The 18344-nt window shown below is 62.8% G+C and carries 21 protein-coding genes; 10 read left to right on the top strand and 11 right to left on the bottom strand.

Going from position 1 to position 18344, the window contains the following annotated elements:
* Nucleotides 1–142 precede the first annotated feature (142 nt).
* From FEZ63_RS23150 to FEZ63_RS23160, 3 genes are read left to right on the top strand one after another with little or no spacing between them, the layout of a single operon-like run.
* Nucleotides 143–1990, top strand: coding sequence for a monovalent cation:proton antiporter-2 (CPA2) family protein (locus FEZ63_RS23150; RefSeq protein ID WP_150949434.1), 1848 nt, complete (start codon nucleotides 143–145; stop codon nucleotides 1988–1990).
* Nucleotides 1990–3369 (top strand): MATE family efflux transporter, encoded by a 1380-nt coding sequence (locus FEZ63_RS23155; RefSeq protein ID WP_150949436.1) that lies wholly within the window; start codon nucleotides 1990–1992, stop codon nucleotides 3367–3369. The genes FEZ63_RS23150 and FEZ63_RS23155 overlap by 1 nt, the downstream gene beginning before the upstream one ends.
* A gap of 23 nt (nucleotides 3370–3392) precedes the next feature.
* On the top strand, nucleotides 3393–4157 hold the full coding sequence (locus tag FEZ63_RS23160; RefSeq protein ID WP_150949440.1) for a DUF937 domain-containing protein: 765 nt from the start codon (nucleotides 3393–3395) through the stop codon (nucleotides 4155–4157).
* A gap of 66 nt (nucleotides 4158–4223) precedes the next feature.
* On the opposite strand, the gene FEZ63_RS23165 is transcribed toward FEZ63_RS23160, so the two are convergent.
* Nucleotides 4224–4571 (bottom strand): DUF1127 domain-containing protein, encoded by a 348-nt coding sequence (locus tag FEZ63_RS23165; protein ID WP_150949444.1) that lies wholly within the window; start codon nucleotides 4569–4571, stop codon nucleotides 4224–4226.
* A 209-nt stretch (nucleotides 4572–4780) separates the two neighbouring features.
* Here FEZ63_RS23165 and FEZ63_RS23170 point away from each other — a divergent pair, with 209 nt between their 5' ends.
* Complete coding sequence (locus FEZ63_RS23170) at nucleotides 4781–5671, top strand: LysR substrate-binding domain-containing protein (protein ID WP_150949448.1); 891 nt, start codon at nucleotides 4781–4783, stop codon at nucleotides 5669–5671.
* Here the strand turns inward: FEZ63_RS23170 and FEZ63_RS23175 are convergent, their stop codons facing one another.
* The 5 genes from FEZ63_RS23175 to FEZ63_RS23195 form a co-directional block, all read right to left on the bottom strand.
* Nucleotides 5672–6643 (bottom strand): DMT family transporter, encoded by a 972-nt coding sequence (locus FEZ63_RS23175; protein WP_150949450.1) that lies wholly within the window; start codon nucleotides 6641–6643, stop codon nucleotides 5672–5674.
* A 150-nt stretch (nucleotides 6644–6793) separates the two neighbouring features.
* Nucleotides 6794–7504 (bottom strand): L,D-transpeptidase, encoded by a 711-nt coding sequence (locus FEZ63_RS23180; RefSeq protein WP_150949453.1) that lies wholly within the window; start codon nucleotides 7502–7504, stop codon nucleotides 6794–6796.
* Between the two features lie 70 nt (nucleotides 7505–7574).
* Nucleotides 7575–8657, bottom strand: coding sequence for an ACR3 family arsenite efflux transporter (gene arsB, locus FEZ63_RS23185; RefSeq protein ID WP_150949457.1), 1083 nt, complete (start codon nucleotides 8655–8657; stop codon nucleotides 7575–7577).
* Between the two features lie 127 nt (nucleotides 8658–8784).
* On the bottom strand, nucleotides 8785–9309 hold the full coding sequence (locus tag FEZ63_RS23190; protein WP_150949459.1) for an arsenate reductase ArsC: 525 nt from the start codon (nucleotides 9307–9309) through the stop codon (nucleotides 8785–8787).
* Entirely contained in the window at nucleotides 9302–9658 is a 357-nt protein-coding gene (locus tag FEZ63_RS23195) for an ArsR/SmtB family transcription factor (RefSeq protein ID WP_150949461.1), read from the bottom strand. The genes FEZ63_RS23190 and FEZ63_RS23195 overlap by 8 nt, the downstream gene beginning before the upstream one ends.
* Nucleotides 9659–9909: 251 nt before the next feature.
* On the opposite strand from FEZ63_RS23195, the gene FEZ63_RS23200 reads away from it, so the two are divergent.
* The 6 genes from FEZ63_RS23200 to FEZ63_RS25060 all read left to right on the top strand — a co-directional run bounded on the left by FEZ63_RS23200 (nucleotide 9910) and on the right by FEZ63_RS25060 (nucleotide 14214).
* Nucleotides 9910–10683, top strand: a complete 774-nt coding sequence (locus tag FEZ63_RS23200) for an ABC transporter permease (protein WP_150949463.1) — start codon at nucleotides 9910–9912, stop codon at nucleotides 10681–10683.
* Entirely contained in the window at nucleotides 10676–11470 is a 795-nt protein-coding gene (locus FEZ63_RS23205) for an ABC transporter ATP-binding protein (protein WP_162419830.1), read from the top strand. The genes FEZ63_RS23200 and FEZ63_RS23205 overlap by 8 nt, the downstream gene beginning before the upstream one ends.
* Nucleotides 11467–12429, top strand: a complete 963-nt coding sequence (locus tag FEZ63_RS23210) for an ABC transporter substrate-binding protein (RefSeq protein ID WP_244622953.1) — start codon at nucleotides 11467–11469, stop codon at nucleotides 12427–12429. Before FEZ63_RS23205 ends, FEZ63_RS23210 begins: the two co-directional genes overlap by 4 nt.
* Nucleotides 12426–13049, top strand: a complete 624-nt coding sequence (locus FEZ63_RS23215; protein ID WP_150949467.1) for a hypothetical protein — start codon at nucleotides 12426–12428, stop codon at nucleotides 13047–13049. Before FEZ63_RS23210 ends, FEZ63_RS23215 begins: the two co-directional genes overlap by 4 nt.
* Nucleotides 13046–13681: a hypothetical protein gene (locus FEZ63_RS23220; RefSeq protein WP_150949469.1), complete on the top strand. Its 636-nt coding sequence runs from the start codon at nucleotides 13046–13048 to the stop codon at nucleotides 13679–13681. Before FEZ63_RS23215 ends, FEZ63_RS23220 begins: the two co-directional genes overlap by 4 nt.
* 119 nt (nucleotides 13682–13800) lie before the next feature.
* On the top strand, nucleotides 13801–14214 hold the full coding sequence (locus FEZ63_RS25060; RefSeq protein ID WP_162419831.1) for a response regulator: 414 nt from the start codon (nucleotides 13801–13803) through the stop codon (nucleotides 14212–14214).
* 6 nt (nucleotides 14215–14220) lie between these two features.
* Here FEZ63_RS25060 and FEZ63_RS23230 read toward each other — a convergent pair whose 3' ends face one another.
* The 5 genes from FEZ63_RS23230 to FEZ63_RS23250 all read right to left on the bottom strand — a co-directional run bounded on the left by FEZ63_RS23230 (nucleotide 14221) and on the right by FEZ63_RS23250 (nucleotide 18249).
* A complete protein-coding gene (locus tag FEZ63_RS23230) occupies nucleotides 14221–14655 on the bottom strand; it encodes a c-type cytochrome (protein WP_150949473.1) in 435 nt (144 codons plus the stop codon).
* A 211-nt stretch (nucleotides 14656–14866) separates the two neighbouring features.
* Nucleotides 14867–15628: an ABC transporter permease gene (locus FEZ63_RS23235; RefSeq protein WP_150949476.1), complete on the bottom strand. Its 762-nt coding sequence runs from the start codon at nucleotides 15626–15628 to the stop codon at nucleotides 14867–14869.
* Complete coding sequence (locus FEZ63_RS23240) at nucleotides 15625–16551, bottom strand: ABC transporter ATP-binding protein (protein WP_150949478.1); 927 nt, start codon at nucleotides 16549–16551, stop codon at nucleotides 15625–15627. Before FEZ63_RS23240 ends, FEZ63_RS23235 begins: the two co-directional genes overlap by 4 nt.
* 416 nt (nucleotides 16552–16967) lie before the next feature.
* Nucleotides 16968–17585, bottom strand: a complete 618-nt coding sequence (locus tag FEZ63_RS23245) for a glutathione S-transferase family protein (protein WP_150949480.1) — start codon at nucleotides 17583–17585, stop codon at nucleotides 16968–16970.
* 31 nt (nucleotides 17586–17616) lie between these two features.
* Nucleotides 17617–18249: a LysE family translocator gene (locus FEZ63_RS23250; protein WP_150949482.1), complete on the bottom strand. Its 633-nt coding sequence runs from the start codon at nucleotides 18247–18249 to the stop codon at nucleotides 17617–17619.
* Between the last annotated feature and the right edge of the window lie 95 nt (nucleotides 18250–18344).

Raw genomic sequence — 18344 nt, forward strand, 5'->3', positions numbered from 1 at the left:
GGGGCGATGTGGCGAGACGAACCCCGCTCTGTCAAGCGGCAACGCCTTATTGTGGACTGTCGGCTGTCGTCAAGAAACGCTCGCGCTTGACCCCGAGTCACCCTAGAAAGGTCGGCGCCAGTTCACATTCCTGCGAAAAAAGATGGCCGATCCAGCCTCACACGTCAGCTTCCTGCCTCCCATTCTGACGTTCTGCGGCGCGGCAGTCGTTGCCGTGCCGTTGTTCCGGCTGCTTGGCCTGAGCGCGGTGCTGGGATACCTCGCGGCCGGCGTCGTCATCGGTCCCTCCGGCCTCGGGCTGGTCGGCGAGCCGGAGACCATCGCCACGGTGGCGGAACTCGGCGTCGTTCTGCTCCTCTTCATCATTGGGCTCGAGCTCAAGCTTAGCCATCTCTGGTCGATGAAGCGGGACATTTTCGGATTGGGGCTCGCCCAAGTCGTCATCACCGCCCTTTGCCTCGGAAGCTGCGCGTTCCTGATCGGCTTCGCGCCCAACGCTTCCATCGTGACGGGTATGGCGCTGGCGCTGTCATCGACCGCCATCGGCCTCCAGATGCTGAACGAGCGCAACGATCTTCAGGCGGCCTACGGCCAGCGGTCCTTCGCCGTTCTGCTGTTCCAGGATCTCTCCGTCGTCCCGATCCTTTTCATCCTGCCCGTTCTCGCGAGCGGCGCCGCCGCCCTGGAAAGCGGCTCGATGGTCGATCGGCTGACAAATCTCGGGACGGCCATCGCGGCGATTGCCGCCGTCGTGCTGATCGGTCGCTATGGCCTGAACCCGTTCTTCCGAGTGCTTGCCCGCAGCGGCGCCCGCGAGGTGATGACCGCGTCTGCGCTGCTGGTCGTGCTCGGTGCGGCGCTCCTGTTGCAGGAAGTCGGCCTCTCCATGGCCATGGGGGCATTTCTCGCCGGGCTCCTGCTGGCGGAATCGAATTTCCGCCACCAGCTCGAGGCCGATATCGAGCCGTTTCGCGGGATCTTGCTCGGCTTGTTCTTCATGAGCGTCGGCATGTCCATCGACCTGTCGCTGTTGCGCCAGCAATGGCTCGTGCTGGCCATCGCGGCGCCGGCGGTGATCATTTCCAAATCACTGATCATCATCGTGGTGTCCAGGATCTTTGGCGCCAATGGCCGCGACGCGCTCCGGTCGGGGGCACTCCTGTCGCCCGCCGGCGAGTTCGCCTTCGTGCTGCTTCCGGTCGCGCTGGGGCTTGGCCTGCTGGAGCCGGCCGAGGCGCAATTAGTCACCGCGCTTGCGGCGATCACAATGCTTCTAGGGCCAATTACGGCAACGCTTCTGGAAAAACTGCTGAGGCGCACATTCGTCGCGGTACCGGAAACGAACGCCATCGTCGGCGAGCAGAGCGAGTTGTCGAGCCGCGTGCTGGTGATCGGCTTTGGGCGCTTCGGGCAGATCGTCAACCAGGTTCTGCTGACGCAAGGAATCCACCCGACCGTCATCGACAATGATGTGGAGCGCATCCGCGACGCGGGGCGCTTTGGATTGCAGGTCTATTACGGCGACGGCACCCGCCTTGACGTCCTGCGGGCGGCGGGCGCCGAAAAGGCCGAGATGATCTGCGTCTGCACCGATCACCCCGACGTTACGGTGAAGATCGTCGAGATCATCCACGAAAACTTTGCCAATGCGCGGAGCTTCGTGCGCGCCTATGACAGAATTCGCGCCATTGAGCTTCTGAACATGGACGTGGATTTTCAAGTCCGCGAAGCCTTCGAATCCTCCCTCGCGTTCGGGCGCGCGGCCCTGGAGGAACTCGGCATCGATGCCGAAACCGCCGCCGAAACGGCCAATGACGTGCGCAAGCGGGACACAGCGCGCCTCATCCTTCAGAAGGCCGGCGACACCATGGGCGGCGCAGAACTCGTGGCCGGTGCGAAAATCGCGCCCGAGCCGCTCGTCACCCCAGCCGCCAAGGCCCGCGGTCTCACCGCCGAGACGCGAGACATCCTGGGCGAAGGGGCATTCTGATGAATCGGCCCCGCAGCGAGACCTCGTCGTCCGAGGATTCCGGCCCGCCGCGTTTCGTCGTCGGCTCGACGATGCGCCATGTGCTGGTCATGACCGGCACGGGTGCTGCCGGTCTCATCGCGATCTTCATCGTCGATCTCGTGTCGCTGCTCTACATCTCGTGGCTCAAGGACCCGAGCCTTACGGCCGGCGTCGGCATCGCCACGGTGGTGATGTTTCTCACGATCTCGATCAATGTGGGCTTGATGATCCCGATCGGCGCGCTGGTGTCGCGTGCGCTCGGTGCGCGTGATCGCCAAAGAGCCCGTGAACTGGCGACCTCCGGCTCCGTCCTGATGGTGGTCGTATCATCCCTCGTCAGCCTGATGCTCCTCCCCTTCCTGCCGCCGCTCCTGACGCTGCTTGGGGCGACCGGACAGACCCACCAGGTGGCGAAGGAGTTTCTGTGGATCTCGCTGCCGACCAATGGGGTGATGGCGCTCGGCATGGGTCTGTCGACGGTCCTGCGCGCCGCGGGCGATGCCCGGCGGAGCATGTATGCCACGCTTTCAATCGCCATCGTGACGGTGGCGCTCGATCCGGTGCTGATTTTCGGCCTCGGCCTGAAAGCGAACGGCGCCGCCATCACGATCGGGATAGCGCGGTTCGTCTATGTGTATGTGGCCTACCTCTATCTGATCCGCCATCACAGCCTTCTGGCGCGCCCGAGCGTCCAGGGCGTGATGCGGGACGCACGACCGTTCTTCGCCATTGCGATACCCGCCATCCTGACCAATATCGCGGCCCCGGCGTCCAACGCGTTCTTCACCAGCATCATGGCGCGTTTCGGCGACGAGGCCATTGCGGCGTCGGCGATCATCGATCGCGTCACGCCGGTCGCATTCGGCGGGCTGTTTGCCCTCGCGGGAGCGATCGGGCCGGTCATGGGCCAGAACTGGGGGGCGCGCAATTTCGAGAGAGTGCGCCAGACCCTGCGGGACTCGCTTCTGTTCATGGTCGTCTACGTGCTGGTCGTCTGGCTGGCGCTCTACCTGCTTCGCGCGCCTCTGACACTTGCCTTCAATGCGCCGCCGCTGACGACCGACATCGTGCAGTTCTTCTGCCAGATCAGCGGATTCATCTGGTTTTTCATCGGGCTGGTTTTCGTCGCCAACGCCTCGTTCAACAATCTCGGGTTCCCGCTCCTGTCGACCTTTTTCAACTGGGGCCGTGCCACCCTTGGCATGATCCCCTTCGCGTATGTGGGCGCGGAAATGGCTGGGCCGAAAGGCGCCCTCCTGGGCATCGGGGCCGGTTCGGTGGCGTTCGGCATCGGCGCCGCTATCACTTCGTTCTGGACAGTCAGACGGTTGGAGCGTCAAGCTACCGTGCCACTGTAGGAAGCGCGGAAGAGGAGACGGCGATGTTCGACTGGTTCGACTTCATGCGTCAAGCGCAGCAAAGCGCCGGAACCGCCATGCTGGCCCAACACTTCCATCTCGACAGGGACCAGACGCAAGCCGCCATGGCTGCATTCCTTCCGGCCTTTGCCATGGGCATGCAGCACGCGATGGGATCGAAGCGCGACGATGGGACGGTCCGGGATCTGTTCGGCGGCGCCTATCACGATCTCTGGCTCAATGCCGCGCAGGCGTTTTCACCCAGTTCGCAGCGGAACGGAAAACAGATCCTCGATCGGCTTTTCGGTTCTGACGATGTCAGCCGCCGTGTCGCGCATCAAGCCGCCGACATGACCGGCGTGAATGCCGATGTGATGCAGCAGATGCTGCCCGTCCTCGCCGGCATTTACGCCGGCGGCCTCTATCACTGGATGTCGGGCCAAACGAGGGCCATGAACAAAGCGGCGCAACCCGCCCGACCGGAACCGCCCGACTTCGCCGAATCCTGGGCGCGCATGTGCGCTGCGTGGACCGGGGCAGAGCCTTCGAGACCGAAGCCGGCCCCGTCGCCCTTCGAGGCGATGATGGCAGGCTTCCTTCCGTCGTCTGCTCCCGCGAAGGAAGAGGACCAGCCCCCGGCCGAACCTTCGGCCCCGGACCAAAAGCAGGATAGCCCTCCCGCCTGGGAGGAAATGATGGAAAAGGGGCGCGATATGCAAAAGCAATACCTCGCCTCCCTCCAATCCATCTTCGACGAGGTTGAAAGCGCCGGGGCGAAAAAGCGCTAGGGCAAGATGCCGAAAACCCGTGCAGCGGACGATGCCTCGGACGAGTCCATCCGAGGGCATCGTGAGCTAGGCGCAGCACTCGTGCGAATTCGCCAGAGGAACTTTAGGGCGGGCGCGGGTCATGGGCTTCACCGGTTCTCGCGGGGATCGGGGCTCATTCCATCGAACCAGAAAGACGGCGCGGTCCCGGAAGAAGGGCTCCGCGAGAGCGCCTTCGACCTCGCTCCGCGTCAGCCCGATATCCTTCAACATCCGGTCATCGAATTCCGCCAGACGACGGACCTCGCGCCGGTGCCGCCAGCGCGTCGCAAGCCCGACGACCACGGCCCCGAAAGCTCCTCCGGCGCGCTGGAACAAGGTCGTCAGCGAGGTCGCGCGTGAGGCGGGCGAAAGTGTATGGGTCAGGTTGGTCATCGCAAGTTCTCCAAGAACATCCGGAGGCACAGTTCACCCACCGAACCATCCCGAGTTCAGGGGCGTCTCAATTCACTCCAAAGGACAGCGCATTGGAAAATCGGCTGACTTTCCAGCACCTTGAGAAAATATAGCATTGAACGTTTCATCACTTGAAGTGATTGTTTGAGATAGGTATCATTCACGCTATTGATACTGAGAGAGCGACGATGCACCTTCTGGATATCGATCAGTTGCGGACCTTCGTGGCGATTGCCGACACCGGTTCGTTCACCCGTGCGGCGGATGTGGTCCACAAGACCCAGAGCGCCGTTTCCATGCAGATGAAGCGTCTGGAGGAGCGGGTCGGGCGCGCGATTTTCGAGCGCGACGGCCGTCTCTCGAAGCTCACCGACGAAGGCGAGCGCCTGCTCGATTATGCCCGCCGGATCGTGCGGCTGAACACCGAATGCATGGCCTCGTTCAACGACAACGAGCTCGTCGGGCGGGTTCGCCTCGGGCTGCCGGACGATTACGCCGATCGCTACCTGCCTGAGATTCTGGCGCGGTTTTCGCGCTCCAATCCCAAGGCCGAGGTGACGGTGATGTGTGAGCCGACCCATAACCTGATCGAGCGCGTCCAGCACGGCGATATCGATCTTGCCATCATCACCCATGTGGATCGCCGCGGACCGTCCGAAATCGTGCGCATCGAGCAGCTGTTATGGGTGACGTCGGCGCGTCATTCGGTCCATGAGGAAACCCCGATTCCGTTGGCGCTGGGGCGTCCCAATTGCGACTGGCGCCATTCGGCGACGGAAGCGCTGGAAAGCGCCGACCGCCCGTTCCGCATCCTCTACGTGGCGTGGCATTCCACCGCGGTCGGTGCGGCGATTCTCGCCGGGCTCGCCGTATCGGTTCTGCCCGAAAGCGCCGTGCGGCCGGGGATGCGCATCCTCGGGCCGTCGGATGGATTTCCGGCCCTGCCGTCCTGCAAGATCGGGCTTATCCGGTCGCGTCGCGAGGAGAACCCGCTGGCCGATGCGCTCGGCTTCCACATCAAGCAGTCGCTGGACAATCTCGGCGCCACGCGCCCGCTGCTCGCGCCGGCCGCCGAATGATTACGCTTTGGCGGCGGGACGGCGCAGCACGAGGACGTTGCCGATGAGGGCGAACACCACGCCGATCACCGCAAGTGGCGTCCACACATAGCCCTCGACCGCAGTCGAGACCGCGAGCGCCACGATGGGAAAGAGCACCGTCGTGTAGCCCGCCCGCGCCGGCCCCAGGCGTCGCAGCAAGGTGAGATAGGACGCAAACGCCAGCACCGACGCGCCGATCGCGAGATAGACCAAAGAACCGATATATTTGAAGGTCGGTTCGATGATGAATTCGTTGCCGCGCAAAAGATTGATCGCCAGCAGGATCAGCGACCCGTAGGTCATCGCCCAGGCATTGGCCGAAATCAGCGGCGCGCCGCGGCGCTGGACCACGGTCGAAATCATGTTGCCGGAGCAGAAAAACAGGGTGCCCAGCACGCAAAGGCCGAGCCCCCACAGAGCACCTGCATTGAAGCCCGCCCCGGCGATTTCGGGCCAGAACAGCAATCCGATTCCGGCCGCGCCCAGCACGGCTCCGAGGGCGACGCGTGCGTCCACCCTCTGGCGGAAGATAACGATGCCCAACACCATGTTGAAGATCGATGCGAGCGAGAACACCACGGAGAGAAGCCCCGACGGAACCGTCAAGCCGCCATAGTAGAAGCACAGGAAATTGAACGAGAACAGACAGCATCCAACGCCAAAGAAGCGCAGGTGATCGGCGGCCGGGAATCGCACCCGCATGCCCGAGACCACCACCCAGCCCCAGGTGCAGGCCGCTGCCAGCAGAAAGCGCCACAGCACCGACATTTCCGGCGCCACGACGCCGAGCTGTGCGCGGATCCCGATCCAGCTCACGCCCCACAGAAAAACCGTGGCGATGTAGAGCCCGAGGGTGGTGCCGTCGAGCCGAGCGGGCGCGGCGTTCGCCGTCGCGGCGGCTGGATCCTTCTGTGCGGGCAGGAGGTCGGCCCGATCGGCGGCATGCGACATGAAATGATCCAGTGTTGACGCTTCTCCATATAAAGCCCGATCCATCACATCAAATGATGAATTATCATCGATCAGGCGTCGGGCTTTGATAGGAGCGTCCGTCAGTGGCGGTTCCGGTAAAAAAATGGTCCAGCCGCCGACGCGACGGCGCTAGCTGCTCCTACGCGCCGCGGAATTGTTGCGCCGGGGCCGTTTCGAGGGCGACAGCACCACCACCTTCGTCCCGACGTCGATGCGTCCATAAAGATGCATCGCGTCCTGGTTGATCATCCGGATGCAGCCGGACGAAACGCTTTTGCCGATGGTCCACGGCTCGAAGGTCCCGTGAATGCGGAAGAGCGTGTCCCGGTTGTCCTTCCAGAGGTAGAGGGCGCGCGCACCCAAGGGATTTCCGGGCCCGCCACGCATGCCAATGCCGCTCCGCAGCTCGCTCATCTGCTCGAGGAGCTCGGGCTGACGAGCGAACATTTCCTTGGGCGGGTACCAATCCGGCCAGACCTGCTTGTCGCCGATGGTTGCCATGCCCGACCAGCTGAACCCCGCGCGCCCCACTCCCACGCCGTAGCGCGTCGCCATGCCGCCCTCGCCCACGAGGTAGAGATAATGCCCTGCGGGATCGACCACGATGGTGCCGGGCATTTCCGCCGTCTCGTAGGGCACGTTCGCCCGCAGGAACGCCGCGCCGATCCGGGACAGATCCACGGCTGGGACCGGGTAGAGATCCTCCACGGCCGCATACACGGCCCCGAGCTCCGGCCGCGCCACCAGCGGCTGCGCCTGGCTCCCCGTGATCCGCCATCCACCGAGAGCGGCCGGTGTCGCAAGGCCAAGCAGGAAAACCCGACGGCTAGGATGCTTCATGTCCACGCTCCCATCTCACCTGAGCCATTTAGGACGGGAAAATGGCGCGACTAGGAGCAAAGGCCGTGCTTCACGACCGGGTGCTGGTTGGAGCCTGCGACACCGCAGGCACATCGGGGCTGGCCCGCGGATTGTCGCGCTCGTACCAACCGCGGCTTCCGTTCACGATCCAAACGACCGTGAGCATGACCGGAACCTCGACCAGTACGCCGACGACAGTCGCCAAAGCGGCGCCGGAATTGAAGCCGAAGAGACTGATCGCCGCCGCCACCGCGAGTTCGAAGAAATTGCTCGCCCCGATCAAGGCCGACGGGCCGGCGACGCAATGCTGCTCGCCGACAAGACGATTGAGGCCATAGGCAAGGCCGGCATTGAGATAAACCTGGATCAGGATCGGCACGGCCAGCATGGCGATGATCATCGGCTGCGCGATGATCTGTTCGCCCTGAAACCCGAACAGCAGCACGAGCGTCGTCAGCAACGCGACCAGAGAAAGCGGTGAGAGAACCTGGAGAAGACGTGCGAGCGCAGCCTCGCCGCCCCGGGCGAGAGCGCGCCACCGCAACACTTGCGCGAGGATCACCGGAATGACGATGTAAAGAATGACGGACAGCACGAGCGTGCCCCACGGCACGGTGATGGCCGACAGGCCGAGGAGCAGCCCCACGATCGGGGCGAAGGCCACCACCATGATGACATCGTTGAGCGCCACCTGACTGAGCGTGAAATGCGGCTCGCCTTTCGTAAGATTGCTCCACACGAACACCATCGCGGTGCAGGGTGCGGCCGCCAGGATGATAAGGCCCGCGATATAGCTGTTGATCTGCTCGCCCGGCAGGTAGGGACGGAACAGCCACGCGATGAAGAACCAGGCGAGCGCCGCCATCGAAAATGGTTTGACGGCCCAGTTGATGAAAAGCGTGACGCCGATGCCGCGCCAATGACGACCCACTTGCCCGAGTGCGGCGAAATCGATCTTCAGCAGCATGGGGATGAGCATGAACCAGACCAGCAGCGCCACGGCTAAATTGATGCTGGCAATTTCGGCCGCGCCGATGATTTGAAAGACGCCGGGCCAAACATGCCCAAGCGCGATTCCCGCCACGATGCAGAGAAAAACCCAAACGGTGAGGTAACGTTCGAAAATCGACACAGCCTGAATTCCGCTAGATCACGATGCCTTTGGCCGGAATCGTCCAAAGGCATAAGACGTGATCGATCTCAATATGTTGGAGCATGATGTCGTCCGAAAACCGTTACACACTTTTTGGCATCATGTTCTAAGCGATGGTGGAAGGAGCGGACGTACCCTCCTGGCTGCCGATCGCGTCCAATCGGGTCCGCAGAGACGCAGCATCGAGGCTTGAAATTGGCAGGCTGATGAACGCCGTGATGCGATTTTTCAGGTACCGCAACGCCGTGACGAAGGCGGTTTCCTTTTGGATGTCCGTGCCTTCTATGGCCGCGGGATCTTCGATCCCCCAATGCGCCGTCACCGGATGGCCTGGCCAGAACGGGCACGCTTCGCCGGCCGCGCTGTCGCAGACAGTGAAAACGAAATCCATCACCGGAGAATCGGCTTCGGCGAAAACGTCCCAGCTTTTGGAGCTCAGGCCTTCTGCCGGATAGCCGGCCTCTTTCAGCACTTTGATCGCAAGGGGATTGACCCGCCCCTTGGGCTGGCTTCCGGCGGAGAATGCGCGAAAACGCCCCATCCCCTCCTGGTTCAGCACCGCTTCGGCAATGATCGAACGGGCGGTGTTGCCCGTGCAGAGAAACAGGACGTTGTAGACGCGATCAGGCATGGGATGATCCTTGGGCTTCGCAGCAAGGTGTCAGATCGGCGACCAGCGGACCGCAGATTTCCGGTCGGCCGCCGCAGCAATCCTTGAGGAGAAAAGTCGTGACCGCCCGAAACCGGTCGAGATCGGCTCGGTAGATGATGGATCGGCTTTGTCGTTCGGCGCGGATCAATCCGGCGCGTGTCAGGATGGCAAGATGCGACGACATCGTGTTGTGCGGGACCGCAAGCGCACGGGCCACCTCCCCCGCCGCCAAGCCCGCAGGCTCGTGACCGACAAGCAGGCGGAACACATCGAGACGGGTGGATTGCGCGAGAGCCGCCAGGGCGAGGATGACCGTTGTATTTTCCATATGTCGAGACTTATCGAAATATCTGACATTGCGCAAGTGCCAGGATCGCATGGGGAGAGCGGACGGATTGAGGGTTGAAAATAGCGGGAGAGCGTCTGCCAGCCCCTCGGACCATCCTGCTCGCCTCGCAGCCGCTATAATATTAAGACACTTCCAGTTTAGAACTATTCTTATTCTAATTTTTACTTGATGTGTTGCCTTTTCGGATCGACTTAACTAACGGTCACGCCATTAAAGTGGCCATCACCCAAATGAAATTTCGCCTGAATATTCCGGGGATGCTTGTGTTCATCCTCGTGATCCTGCTCTGGTCGATCACCTCAGCCAGCCGGATCGTGTCGCCTTTTCTGTTGCCTTCGCCCGCCACGGTTCTGGCGACGGGCTGGGAGACGCTTTGCGACGGCACGCTGATCCACAACGCGCTCGTCAGCATCCGCCGCATCCTGCTCGGCTACGCATTGGCGGTGGCGGTGGCGGTGCCGCTCGGGCTTGTGTTCAGCGTTTCGAGCGGATTGCGGAAGGCGTTCGAACCGCTGTTGGATTTCGTGCGGCAGATCCCGCCGCTCGCCATGATGCCGCTTCTCATCCTGTGGCTCGGCATTGGCGAGGCGCAGAAGATCGGCGTCATCGTCCTTGCGTGTTTCTTCCCGATTTTCCTCGGTGTCATCGGCGGCATCGCGCAATGCGACCCGAAGCTCATCGAGGTCGGACGCGCCTGCGATTTGAATCGCTTCGCGCTGATCCGTCGCGTCGTCCTCCCTGCCTCCCTTCCCTCCGTCGTCGTCGGATTGCGGGTTGCGCTCGGTTTTGGCTGGCGCGCCGTGGTTGGCGCCGAACTCGTCGCATCCTCGGCCGGCCTTGGCTACATGATCGTCGATGCGGAGAACCTCGCGCGGACGGATATCGTGCTCGTCGGAATCCTGGTCATCGGATGTCTCGGGATGCTGGCGGATGTCGGCATTCGCGCCCTCATCGGCCGGCAGGCGCCCTGGCTTACAGCCCGCACGGAACTTCGTCTTGCTTGAAACACGCGCCCTCGGAAAGACCTTTGCCATCGGCGGCCGTGAGATCGTGGCGCTCGCCGAGGTCGATCTCGCGCTCGCGCGCGGCAGCTTCACGGTCATCATCGGTCGGTCCGGCTGCGGGAAATCGACGCTGCTGCGGGTTGTGGCGGGCCTCACGGAGCCCACATCCGGAGCCATCCGCTACGCGCATGAAAAACGCCCGACGATCGGAAGCGTGTTCCAGGAGCCGCGCTTGATGCCGTGGCTGAATGTCGAGGCCAACATAGCGTTCGGTCTCATCGGCAAGCTGCCGAAATCCGAGATCGACGACCGCGTGACGGAGGTGCTGGACCTCGTCGGCCTCAAGGCGTTTCGCGACGCGCAGCCTGATCAGCTCTCAGGTGGGATGGCAAGCCGTGTGGGCCTTGCGCGCGCATTGGCGATGAAGCCCGACATCCTGCTGTTCGACGAGCCCTTTGCCGCCCTCGACGCTTTCACGCGGCGCAACCTGCAGCAGGAACTCTCAGCGATCTGGCGCACAAGGCAGCCGACCATTCTCTTCGTCACTCACGATGTCGAGGAGGCCGTGGTGCTCGGCGATGTGATCCTGCACATGAGCGAAGGCCGGGTCGTCGATCGCATTCCCGTTCCGCTCGCTCATCCGCGAGAGCCCACCGATTCCGACGTGGTCTCGATCCGAAGCCGCGTCCTGCAGCGACTCGCGGCACCGGCAGCTTTTCATCACGGCAACGTCGTGCCGCTTCAGCCACCCCTTTCCATCGCCGTTCCCAAGGAGAAGATATCGTGACGAAACTATTGCAGCGCGCCATCCTCGGCATCGCTCTCACGGTGATGCCGGCGCAGATCGTCAACGCGGCGGACAAGCCGGAGGTCGTGCGCATCACCTATGTGGCATCGCCGTTCAACGTGCCATCCATCGTCATGCGTGCGAAGGGCTACCTCGAGGAAGCCTTCAAGCCCTACAATGTTCGCATCGAATCCCCCGAGATCACATCCGGCGCGCAACAGGTGCAGGCACTCGCGGCCGGCGAGATTCAGATCGCAAGCGTGCTCGGCGGAACGTCGGCCATCCTCGGCAAGGCGAACGGCGCCGACGTGAAGGTTATCGGCGCCTATAGCCGAAGCCCCAAAGCGTTCAATGTCATGACGGGCGCGAACGGACCCGCCGACATTGCCGGCCTCAAGGGCAAGGCGATTGCAGGGCCGAAAGGCACGACGTTGCATCAATTGCTCGCCGCAGCACTTGCCAAACACGGCATGTCGCTCGCCGACGTCGAACATGTGAACATGGATCTTGGCGCGGCGCGGGCAGCGTTGCTTGCCGGCAAGGTCGACGCTGCGACGCTTGCGGGAAACAACGCCCTCGTCGTCGAAAAATCGGGCGGCCGCATTCTCGTCACCGGCGAGAACCTCATCGCACCCACAACGGTCATCGGCGTGCGCGGGGAGTTTCTGCGCGACCATCCCGATCTCGTCCAGGCCTATCTGTCGGCGCATCGCAAGGCGATGGATTTCATGGCGGAGCATCCGGACGAGGCGCTTCAACTCGCAGCCGACGAGCAGAAGATCTCGATCGAGGACGCGCGCCGGATGATGACCTTCTATGACTTCTCGCCGCGCATGTCCGATCGGGATGTGGCCAATCTCAACGACGAGCAAGCCTTCATGGTCTCGGCCGGAATGCTGAAGAAGACCATCGATATCAAGGCCGACCTGATCGCGCCCGGGGCGTTCGAAATCAAATGATCGACGCACTGCTTCTCGATTGCGAGCAGACGGAGGGCGGAGTCGACATTCTGATGAAGCGCCCCGATCTCGGCTCTCGCATCGATGTGCTGCCACTCTACGAACTCGAACGCGCCGAGCTTCGTCGCTACCGCGGATTGCTGCTCGGCCTCCACGTCGATCAGCGTTATCTCGCTACTCGCCGAAACCAGATCGACAGCTATCTGGCCGGCGGCGGCACGATCGTGTTCTGCGGGCACATGGCCACTCCGTTTCTTCCGGACGTATCGACCTATCGTCCAATCGCGAATTACGGCGTCGCCGATCTCGCGGTGAAGCGCATATCGGCGCATCCTGTCTGGGAAGGCGTCGATACCGCCGATCTGACCTTCCGGCGCGGCGTTTCCGGCTTTTACGGTCGCGGCTCGCATGAACCGCCGGGCGGCGCGCAGGTCATCCACGGCCTCGGCGCCGACCTGCACCCTGTCGATTTCGAACATCGCCCTGCCGGCGGCGGCCGCCTGCTCGTGCATGCGGGGGCGGATCTCTGGGGCTATCTCGATTCCGAAACCAGCGCCGCGCGGATGGCGCCGCAATTGCTCGATTGGTTGCGCGTGCCGTTTCACGGAGAGAAATCATGACGGTCGCGGTTCTGGACGGCGGCTCGTACTACCACCACGATGTGATTTATGGCGATCGCTTCCGGCACCGGTTCGACCGCGCGATCTATGCGCCCGATCTGGTGGAGGACGATCTCGAGGGTGTCTCGGCGCTGATCGTGGCGGACAGGATTAGCCCGACGGTGCTGCGCGCGAAGCGGCGCATCTTCCATCGTTATCTGGCTGGCGGCGGGACCCTGATCGTGCTGGGAGAAAACCAGGCGCAGACTTGGGCGCCCGGCGTCAAATGGACCTTCGTCCCGACCAATTTCTGGTGGTGGCTGGATCGCGGCACCGATCCCGGACATCGCGTACCGGGGCTAGACCACGAGATCTTCCAGCATGTGACCTCAAAAGACGTGATCTGGCATTTCCATGGTCTGCTTCATCCGCCCGCAGGAGCCATCCCGCTGGTGACGATCGCGCCGGAAGCCGGCGGTGGGCCGGATGGGTCGATCCTTTACGATCACCCCGGAATCGCCAGCGGCAAGGGGCGAATGATCGTGACGACGCTCGATCCGTTCTATCACACCGGCAGCTATTTCATGCCGGCCGCCGCACGTTTCCTCAACGGCTTGCTCGACTGGACCGATGCAACGTTTCGCGCCCGCTAAGACCGCAACGGCGCCCAAGTCACGTTTTTGAACCAGCACGCGATTCGCATTGTTTTTTTGCGGAGGCAGTATCATCGTGGCTTGACGGGTGCAGTGATCCGCAAGCGGGAGGGCGTCTATTGCAAAGCTTGACCGGAATTTCGTCCGACCGCGTGCCTTCCGTTTCGTCCAATCCCTGTTGCCTGATCGTCGAGGATCAGGTGCTGATCGCACTCTCGATCGAAGCCTATCTCGAGGAAGCGGGCTATGACGTCGTCGGCCCGATGATCAGCAGCGCCGATGCGCTCGAGTGGCTGCGGACACACACCCCGCAGGTGGCCATCCTCGATTACAGCCTGAAAGATGGCGCCTGCACCGAGCTTGCGGGAAAACTGGTCCGGCGCCAGATTCCGTTCATGGTCTATTCCGGACATCCCCGCCGGCCCGACATCGCGCCGGAATTCGCCGCCGCCCCCTGGGTCATGAAACCTTGCACGCGGGAAGAAATTCTCTCGACACTTCAGACGCTGACACATCGCCCTTCTGCACCATGAGCCTGCTCACGGCGGGTTGATGCGATACGTCTCGTGACAAGCGTTGCAGTTGGCCCCGACCTTCTGGAGGCTCGCCTGGAAGGAAGCAGCATCGGTCGTCGCCCGTGCGGCATCGCTCGCGTCCCGGACCATTTTGGCCGCCGCCGCGCGGAAGCCCGCCATATCCTCCCAGATCCGCGGGGAGGCGCGGGTCTCTCCGCCGGTGCGGCTGTTATCGGGAAACAGCTCGGGGAAACGCTCCAGCCGGCTGGCGATGCCGGTGAAAACCTCCCGCGCCTTCGCCAGATCGAACGGGGCTTCGCCACGAACCATCTGCGTAGCCGTTCGGGTGGCCGCGCCGTTGGCTTTCATAAGATCCTTGCGTTCAGCGATCGGATTGGATTGCGCCACCGCGCCCGCTGCGATGGCTACGCCGACCAGGACACCAACCAAGCGGATCATTGCCGATCTCCGTCGATTCCAAGGCCCAAGTGTCAGCCTCCGGATGGTCACCGGTCCAATTTATCCGCTCGCCGCCGAAAAATCCCGCGTCCGGGACGAAATTCCGGGCAAACACCCCGTTTGAGCTTGCCTTAGTCCGGAAGAGCAGGATCCTCCTGTCGCCGGTGGCGGCTCGAAGCTCAAAACCGCCAAGCGTATCGAGAACGATGGCTCACGATTTCAGCCGGTAGCCCGTCCTGAAGATCCACCACACGGTGATCAGGCACAGGGCCAGGAACGCCAGCGTCATCGTCAGGCTGACGCCGATGCTCACATCGGACACCCCGTAGAAGCTCCAGCGAAACCCGCTGATGAGGTAGACGACCGGGTTGAAGAGCGTGACCGTCCGCCAGAGCGGCGGCAGCATGTCGATGGAATAGAAACTGCCGCCGAGGAAGGTCAACGGCGTCACGATCAGCAGCGGGACCAGCTGCAGCTTCTCAAACCCGTCAGCCCAGATGCCGATGATGAAACCGAACAGGCTGAACGTGACGGCGGTGAGAACGAGAAAACCCAGCATCCAGATCGGGTGATTGATCTGCAACGGAACGAAAACGGCCGCCGTCGCCAGAATGATGAGGCCGAGGATGACGGATTTGGTCGCCGCGGCGCCCACATAGCCTGTGAGGATTTCCACGAACGAAACTGGCGCCGACAGGACCTCGTAGATCGTGCCCGTGAAGCGCGGAAAGTAAATCGCGAAGGAGGCGTTCGATATGCTCTGCATGAGCAACGTCAGCATGATCAATCCCGGCACGATGAAAGCGCCGTAGCTCACGCCGTCGATATCCGCCATGCGCGAACCGATGGCCGATCCGAAGACAACGAAATAAAGCGAGGTGGACAAAACCGGCGACACGACGCTTTGCAGCAGCGTGCGCCCGGCGCGTGCCATCTCGAACACGTAGATGGCGCGAATGGCGTGAAAATTCATCGGTTGTCCTTTACCAGGCTGACGAAGATATCCTCCAGCGAACTCTGCTCCGTGTGCAGATCCTTGAAAGCGATGCCTTCGCGCGCAAGATCCTGCAGCAGCGCCGTGATCCCGCTGTCTTCGATCGCCGCATCATAGCTGTAGACCAGTTCCGTGCCGTCTTCCGACAACGCAAGCTGGTAGTTCGCGAGCGAGTCGGGAAGGCGCGCGAGCGCCGCCGGCAATTGCACCGTGAGAACCTTCTTGCCGAGGCGACGCATCAACGCGGTCTTTTCTTCGACGAGGATCAGCTCGCCCCTGCTGATCACGCCGATCCGATCGGCCATTTCCTCGGCCTCTTCGAGATAATGCGTGGTCAGGATGATGGTCACGCCCGAATCGCGCAAAGCCCGCACCACGTTCCACATGTCGCGTCGCAATTCCACGTCGACGCCGGCGGTCGGCTCGTCGAGGAAGAGGATCTGCGGTTCATGCGAGAGAGCTTTGGCGATCAGAACTCGGCGCTTCATGCCGCCCGAAAGCGTCATGAGCTTGCTGTCCCGTTTGTCCCACAGGGAGAGATCGCGCAGGATCTTCTCGATATAGGCCGGATTGGGGCCCCGGCCGAATAGACCGCGGCTGAAACTCACCGTCGCCCACACGGTCTCGAAGGCGTCGGCGGTCAGTTCCTGCGGCACAAGGCCGATCTTGGCCCTCGCCGCGCGGTAATCCCGCACGATGTCGTGCCCGTCGGCCCGCACCGACCCTTCCGTCGGGTTGACGAGCCCGCAGATGATGCTGATGAGCGTCGTCTTGCCGGCGCCGTTGGGGCCCAGAAGCGCAAAAATCTCGCCGCGGCGGATTTCAAGGTCGATGGCCTTCAGCGCCACGTGACCGGACGCATAGGTTTTGGAAAGTCGGGAGACGGATATGACGGGATGCATGCGGCAGGACTAACCGATCAGGAAGACGGCGGGATGAGATACGTATCCTCTTTCTCCGCCGTTGCAAGGTTGCGACTGAATTGCCGCCTCGTGCCGCTTGGAACGGGCGGCGGGATCGATCGTCTCAGGCAGGCAGCCCGGCCCTCAGCGAGCCCTCGCCGAACCGCCGCAGATAATCGGGGCTCGCCGGCACGATGCCGAGCAGTTGCGACACGCTGACGTCGGGAAAGGCATCACACAATCGTAGGAGTCCAGGTTCTCCGGGCACTTGCGCCGCGCACGTTCGATTTCGCTCGATCGGATGCTCGGCTCGATGTGGTGGTCCGACCGAGGCATGGGCGCGCTCGTGCGTCGTTTCAAAACATCCTGCGGGCTGACGATAAGCCTTTCCGGCGGGCAAATCGACCCTCAGCGGCTCACGCCGGCTTGTTGACCGCCGCGACGCGCTTGTAGGCCGGCCTTGCGGTCAGGCGCGCCACGTAATCGTCGAACACCGCCTCGCCCTTGAGGCCGGGGGCGCCGAACATCATCGCCCAGTTGATCTCCGAACCCACATAAAGGTCCGCCGCCGTGAATTTCTCTCCCAGCAGGTACGGGCCCTTTTCAAGGGCGTTTCTCAGGGTGTTGAGGACATCCTCGTAGGAGCCGTAGCCGACTGCGGATTTGCGTTCCACCTCCGGGCGCTTGAACATCTTGTCGAGCAGAGCGGGCTCGATGCAGCCGGCGCCGAAAAAGAGCCAGCGGTAATAGGAGCCGCGCGCCGGATCGTCGATGGCGGGCGCGAGCCCCGCCTTCGGAAACGCATCCGCGAGATAGGCGATGACGGCCGCCGTCTCCGTCACCACGGTGCCGCGATGGGTGATGGTCGGCAGCTTGCCCATCGGGTTGATGGCGAGAAATTCGGGGCTCTTGTGCTCGCGTTTTTCGAAGTCGATCAGCTCGATGCGATAGGGTGCGCCCACCTCCTCCAGCATCCAGCGCGCCATCTGCGCGCGCGACATGGGATTGTAGTAGAAAACGATTTCGTCGCTCATTGAAGTCGACCTCCGTTTGTGATGAACCGTTTCAGCGGCGCGCTTCTGTCGCCATCCTGACGGCGAGCCCCGCCAGGACCGTCCCCATCAGCCAGCGTTGCGCCACCGCGAAGCCCGGACGATGGGCGAGGAAATACGCGATCGAGCCGGCCATGACGGCGATCATCGCGTTGACGGTGATGCTGATGGAAATCTGCGTGAAGGCGAGCAGCAGCGATTGCGCCAGCACGTCGCCCCGCGCCGGATCGATGAATTGCGGCAGCAGCGACAGGTACATCACGGCGATCTTCGGGTTGAGCAGGTTGGTGACAAACCCCATGGCGAAGAGTTTGCGGCCTGAATCCTTCGGCAGGTCGCGCAAGGCGAAAGCGGAGCGCCCGCCCGGCCTCACCGCCTGCCAGGCGAGGTAGAGCAGGTAAAGCGCGCCGCCAAACCGCAGGGCGTCATACGCATAAGGAACCGCCAGCAGCAAAGCCGTGATGCCGAACGCCGCGCACAACGCGTAGACCACAAAGCCCAAGGCCACGCCGCCGAGCGAAATCAGGCCCGCGACCCGCCCCTGGCTGATCGAGCGGGACACGAGATAGATCATGTTCGGCCCCGGCGTCAGCACCATCCCGAGCGCGACCAGGCCGAAGGCGACAAAACTGTGAAGGTCGGGCATGGCGGGAGGGCGTCTTTCCGGGCAGGCAGCAAGGCGGCGCATGATGCCCCCAGCCCGGCCCCGCTGCAAGGGCCGCCCCCTCGCCTCTCTTGATG

The sequence above is a fragment of the Microvirga brassicacearum genome, from assembly GCF_008757455.1.
Taxonomy (GTDB): domain Bacteria; phylum Pseudomonadota; class Alphaproteobacteria; order Rhizobiales; family Beijerinckiaceae; genus Microvirga; species Microvirga brassicacearum.

What these genes read in the sequence shown, in the direction of transcription:
- FEZ63_RS23180 (WP_150949453.1), bottom strand. Translation starts at nt 7,504, where the DNA reads ATGAAGCATCCTAGCCGTCGGGTTTTCCTGCTTGGCCTTGCGACACCG.
- FEZ63_RS23220 (WP_150949469.1), top strand. Translation starts at nt 13,046, where the DNA reads ATGACGGTCGCGGTTCTGGACGGCGGCTCGTACTACCACCACGATGTG.
- FEZ63_RS23165 (WP_150949444.1), bottom strand. Translation starts at nt 4,571, where the DNA reads ATGACCAACCTGACCCATACACTTTCGCCCGCCTCACGCGCGACCTCG.
- FEZ63_RS23160 (WP_150949440.1), top strand. Translation starts at nt 3,393, where the DNA reads ATGTTCGACTGGTTCGACTTCATGCGTCAAGCGCAGCAAAGCGCCGGA.
- FEZ63_RS23170 (WP_150949448.1), top strand. Translation starts at nt 4,781, where the DNA reads ATGCACCTTCTGGATATCGATCAGTTGCGGACCTTCGTGGCGATTGCC.
- FEZ63_RS23200 (WP_150949463.1), top strand. Translation starts at nt 9,910, where the DNA reads ATGAAATTTCGCCTGAATATTCCGGGGATGCTTGTGTTCATCCTCGTG.
- FEZ63_RS23155 (WP_150949436.1), top strand. Translation starts at nt 1,990, where the DNA reads ATGAATCGGCCCCGCAGCGAGACCTCGTCGTCCGAGGATTCCGGCCCG.
- FEZ63_RS23215 (WP_150949467.1), top strand. Translation starts at nt 12,426, where the DNA reads ATGATCGACGCACTGCTTCTCGATTGCGAGCAGACGGAGGGCGGAGTC.
- FEZ63_RS23150 (WP_150949434.1), top strand. Translation starts at nt 143, where the DNA reads ATGGCCGATCCAGCCTCACACGTCAGCTTCCTGCCTCCCATTCTGACG.
- FEZ63_RS23245 (WP_150949480.1), bottom strand. Translation starts at nt 17,585, where the DNA reads ATGAGCGACGAAATCGTTTTCTACTACAATCCCATGTCGCGCGCGCAG.
- FEZ63_RS23175 (WP_150949450.1), bottom strand. Translation starts at nt 6,643, where the DNA reads ATGTCGCATGCCGCCGATCGGGCCGACCTCCTGCCCGCACAGAAGGAT.
- FEZ63_RS23190 (WP_150949459.1), bottom strand. Translation starts at nt 9,309, where the DNA reads ATGCCTGATCGCGTCTACAACGTCCTGTTTCTCTGCACGGGCAACACC.
- FEZ63_RS23195 (WP_150949461.1), bottom strand. Translation starts at nt 9,658, where the DNA reads ATGGAAAATACAACGGTCATCCTCGCCCTGGCGGCTCTCGCGCAATCC.
- FEZ63_RS23250 (WP_150949482.1), bottom strand. Translation starts at nt 18,249, where the DNA reads ATGCCCGACCTTCACAGTTTTGTCGCCTTCGGCCTGGTCGCGCTCGGG.
- FEZ63_RS23230 (WP_150949473.1), bottom strand. Translation starts at nt 14,655, where the DNA reads ATGATCCGCTTGGTTGGTGTCCTGGTCGGCGTAGCCATCGCAGCGGGC.
- FEZ63_RS23235 (WP_150949476.1), bottom strand. Translation starts at nt 15,628, where the DNA reads ATGAATTTTCACGCCATTCGCGCCATCTACGTGTTCGAGATGGCACGC.
- FEZ63_RS23240 (WP_150949478.1), bottom strand. Translation starts at nt 16,551, where the DNA reads ATGCATCCCGTCATATCCGTCTCCCGACTTTCCAAAACCTATGCGTCC.